Origin of the sequence: Methylobacterium nigriterrae (assembly GCF_037106235.1) — a bacterium.
GTDB classification, from domain to species: Bacteria; Pseudomonadota; Alphaproteobacteria; order Rhizobiales; family Beijerinckiaceae; genus Methylobacterium; species Methylobacterium nigriterrae.
This window is the reverse complement of sequence record NZ_JBAWTG010000277.1, coordinates 1-2,852: the sequence shown is the minus strand read 5'-3', so window position 1 is coordinate 2,852 and position 2,852 is coordinate 1. Positions and strand designations below refer to the sequence as shown.

Annotated in this window: 5 protein-coding genes; 3 read left to right on the top strand and 2 right to left on the bottom strand. The window is 62.4% G+C overall.

From position 1 onward, the window contains the following. Nucleotides 1-118 precede the first annotated feature (118 nt). On the top strand, nt 119-253 hold the full coding sequence (locus tag WDW90_RS36060) for a hypothetical protein (protein WP_336492545.1): 135 nt from the start codon (nt 119-121) through the stop codon (nt 251-253). Nucleotides 254-770: 517 nt separating this feature from the next. Here WDW90_RS36060 and WDW90_RS36055 read toward each other — a convergent pair. Continuing rightward, the gene (locus tag WDW90_RS36055) at nt 771-1,829 is read right to left on the bottom strand and encodes an AI-2E family transporter (RefSeq protein ID WP_336492544.1); all 1,059 of its coding nucleotides are present in this window, start codon (nt 1,827-1,829) and stop codon (nt 771-773) included. Nucleotides 1,830-1,956: 127 nt separating this feature from the next. Here WDW90_RS36055 and WDW90_RS36050 point away from each other — a divergent pair, with 127 nt between their 5' ends. Then, nucleotides 1,957-2,367 carry a hypothetical protein gene (locus tag WDW90_RS36050; protein WP_336492543.1) on the top strand — a complete coding sequence of 137 codons (411 nt, stop codon included), beginning with the start codon at nt 1,957-1,959 and terminating at the stop codon, nt 2,365-2,367. A gap of 9 nt (nt 2,368-2,376) precedes the next feature. Here the strand turns inward: WDW90_RS36050 and WDW90_RS36045 are convergent, their stop codons facing one another. Then, nucleotides 2,377-2,592 carry a hypothetical protein gene (locus WDW90_RS36045; protein WP_336492542.1) on the bottom strand — a complete coding sequence of 72 codons (216 nt, stop codon included), beginning with the start codon at nt 2,590-2,592 and terminating at the stop codon, nt 2,377-2,379. Here WDW90_RS36045 and WDW90_RS36040 point away from each other — a divergent pair. Beyond that, the coding region (locus WDW90_RS36040) for an aldo/keto reductase (RefSeq protein WP_336492541.1) at nt 2,591-2,852 on the top strand (262 nt) is incomplete at its 3' end. The genes WDW90_RS36045 and WDW90_RS36040 overlap by 2 nt on opposite strands.

The following is a 2,852-nucleotide window of genomic DNA, read 5'->3' as shown; positions in this document are numbered from 1 at the left end:
CTGATACGGGCCTGTAAGCTCAAACCTGGGTCTGCGCCCTCATGATGCTCACGGGCGCGGCGAACGCGCAGGACGCCTGCTCGCCCCAGCGGACCGGCCATAGCAATGGAGGTGCACCATGACGTGGTCGGCCGCCTACGAGCTGGCTCTCACGAAGCGGGGCATCGCCAAGAAGGAGAGGCTTCAGATCGGGCAACTTGCGCGCATCGCGGATCAGATGAGGCACGGTCGGGATACCGCCGCGGCCGAGTAGGCGCTGCGGGATACCGAGGAATACCTCACGGTCTTGCGGGGGCGGCGGGCAGCGCTCGGGGCCTTGCAAGACTAATGACGTGTCGCCGAGGGAGGGTAGGGACAATGCCTACAAGCCTACCGGTGCGCGAAGCAGCGCGCTCCGATGGCCGCCGCGTAGCGTTGCTGGTGCTGGTGTTCTCGGCCGTATTGCTGGTCGCGCGCATGACGATCCCGCTTCTCCAAGTCGAGATGCGCGCTGCCTCTTGCGTCCTCGCGAACATACCCTGCGAGCTACTCGGACCATGACATATGACCGATGCCGCAGCCCAGGTGTTGCTGAGTGATGGCGCAGGCTGAGAGGGCGGCCGCTTTCAACTCGGACACAACCTAGGAGTGCGCGAATTGAGCATTATGAAAGCTCCCGGCCCGAAGTCGGCCTTGACGAGCCTTTGAAAATTCCGCCGCTAAATGCGCAGGCGCCGCATTCGCGCTTGGCTCGCCCACTGGCCTGAGCAAGCCTAGAGCAAGGATCACAATCACGGCGCCGGACCATCAATCTGCGGCCCGCCTTCGACCGGGTTCTGACGCAACCATCCAATGAGCAGCACATAGCCGGTGGCCAGGAGTACCGGCCCTACAAACAAACCCAGAAGGCCGTGGGCAAGCATGCCGCCGATGACACCAATCAGAATGACCGGCATCGGCACTTCCAGTCCATGGCCGAGCATCAATGGCTTGAGAATATTGTCGCTGAGCCCGGAGATAATTGTCCAGATTGAAAAGATGATCGCCAGCTTCGTTGCTTCGGTTGCAAAGACGTAGACGATCAGGGGCACTGTCAGCAGTGTCGCCGGTACCTGCACGATACCCAGCAAAAGCGCCGCGAGCGTGAAAAAGCCGGCTCCTGGAAGGCCGATGGTGAAGAAGCCGACCCCGAGGAGCAGCGACTGGATCACCGCTACGCCGACAACGCCGAGCGCCACGCCGCGGATCGTGACAACGGTCAGCGTCCTTATATGGGCTCCCTCCGCCGCGCTGCCGGTGACCCGCGTCAACAGTCGCTGAGCAAATCCAGTGGCACCCTCACCATAGGCGACAAGTACGGCGGCGATTGCGAAAGAAAGGACGAACGATAGTCCGGCAGTAGCGAGGCCGCCAGCGAACGACACGAGCCATGCCGCAGGCTTCTTCAAAGTCTGGCCGTATTTTGCGAGCGCCGCCGTCATGTCGGTGGCAACGAGTGCCCAGGCCTCCGACAATTTCTGGCCGATCAGCGGAATGTCGGCAAGCCGTGGCGGAGGCGGCGGTACGGTCAGGCTCTGGTTCCTTAGGTCCGAGACGAGCGCGTAGATGGAAGATGCAAGCGATGTCACCACGATAGCCATCGCCACCAACATCACCGCGACGCCAACCAGCCCGATCAGCAGCGCCGACCAGCGATTGCCGAGTCGGAGGCGCAGGCGGAGATGTAGTGGATACAACATTACCGCCAGGATTGTCGACCAGAGCAGGTCGTCAAACAAAGGCAGCATGATCCGACTGCAGGCGTAGAGCAGAAAGGCTAGCAGTCCGATCTTGAGTGCAGCATCGAACATGGTCGGGCGCGAAGGCGCGCGATCAGAATGTGGCGAGGTCGGGCCCATTACTTTTCCCTTGCCCCAGCTAGATGCCTCCGCTCAGCACGGTTCCGTTCGGAACGGTATTGTACTGATGAAGCCGAGTGTGTCGCTGCACGCCGAACTCGATGGCGAGCGACGACTTGAGGCCGTCGAAGATGCCGTTCTGACCGACTTCCTTCCGAACGGCGTGGCAAGGCTCGTCCCTCAGGAGCTTATGTCGGCGCTCATCAGAAAGCGGGGCATGCTGCAGCCGCAATTTGGAGGTACAAGCCGTCGCATGATTGAGCAGGCTCGCCGCTTCTCCGCACCCTGGCGCATCATCGAGCTTGAGGAGGCATTCCGCATCGAGGACGCAGCCAGTGCGCCGCTGGCCTACGTCTACTTCTCGGATGACACCGAGCGACGGGCGGTCACTGGGTACATGTCGCGGGAGGAGGCACAGCGGATCGCTGCGAACATCGCCGCCCTGCCTGACCTCCGAGCAGCACTGCGCGAGAAGGATGAGGCCGCATGAGGCTGGATCTCACACCTTCTCCGGCCGCGCCGGCATGATGGCGGTGCGCACCGCTGCACGACGGGCTGCAAGGCCCACGTTCATGCGTTTTAGCGTCTTCACAGCAAACGGATGGGCCGCGACGGCAGCGGACAGATCGAGCGAAAATCGTTCACCCAACACGACATGTAAGCTCGGCCACTCGGGTCTAGAGGTGTCCGCGCTTGGCGTCGGCTGCATGGGCATGTCGGACTTCTACGCCTGCCTCGACAGGGCTGAGTCGGTCGCCACTCTGCAGCGCGTGCTCCACTTCGGCGTGACCTTCCTCGACACCGCCGACATGTATGGCATCGGCCGCAACGAGGAGTTGACCGATTGCCATCCTCAAGTTGGAGTGAGGGTGGGACTGGCGTCTTCGGCATCCGCCTTGTTGTGGGCGGCTACGACAGCATCGCCGATCGTCGACCGGAACCGCACGCGTGGTGGGCGGATGCCGTGGACCAGCA

Bases quoted from the DNA above. Each gene is read 5' to 3' on its own strand.
- WDW90_RS36045 (WP_336492542.1), bottom strand. From the start codon at position 2,592: ATGCCCATGCAGCCGACGCCAAGCGCGGACACCTCTAGACCCGAGTGG.
- WDW90_RS36055 (WP_336492544.1), bottom strand. From the start codon at position 1,829: ATGTTCGATGCTGCACTCAAGATCGGACTGCTAGCCTTTCTGCTCTAC.
- WDW90_RS36060 (WP_336492545.1), top strand. From the start codon at position 119: ATGACGTGGTCGGCCGCCTACGAGCTGGCTCTCACGAAGCGGGGCATC.